The sequence below is a fragment of the Lentzea aerocolonigenes genome, assembly GCF_000955955.1.
In the GTDB taxonomy this organism is placed as follows: domain Bacteria; phylum Actinomycetota; class Actinomycetes; order Mycobacteriales; family Pseudonocardiaceae; genus Lentzea; species Lentzea aerocolonigenes_A.
Genome location: NZ_JYJG01000644.1, coordinates 1 through 373, shown reverse-complemented (window position 1 = coordinate 373; position 373 = coordinate 1). Strand labels below are relative to the sequence as shown.

The window sequence follows — 373 nt, the reverse complement described above, 5'->3', positions numbered from 1 at the left end:
AGAGGAACGTCACCAGGAAGCCGACGGCGAACAGCATCGGCGTCTCGAACGTCAGCTGGCCGCGCCACATCGTGCCGATCCAGTTGAAGAACTTGATCCCGGTCGGCACCGCGATCAGGAACGTCATCAGCGAGAAGAACGGCAGCAGCACGGCACCCGTCGCGAACATGTGGTGCGCCCACACCGCGACCGACAGCATGCCGATCGCGAACGTCGCGAACACTAGGCCCTTGTAACCGAACAACGGTTTGCGGCTGAACACTGGGAAGATCTCGTCACGATCCCGAAGAACGGCAAGGCGACGATGTACACCTCGGGATGGCCGAAGAACCAGAACAGGTGCTGCCACAGGATCACGCCGCCGTTGGCCGGG

Annotated in this window: 1 pseudogene; it reads right to left on the bottom strand. The window is 62.2% G+C overall.

What is annotated here, in order from left to right:
• Positions 1–373, bottom strand: a pseudogene (locus tag UK23_RS48095) (cbb3-type cytochrome c oxidase subunit I); the annotation flags it as partial.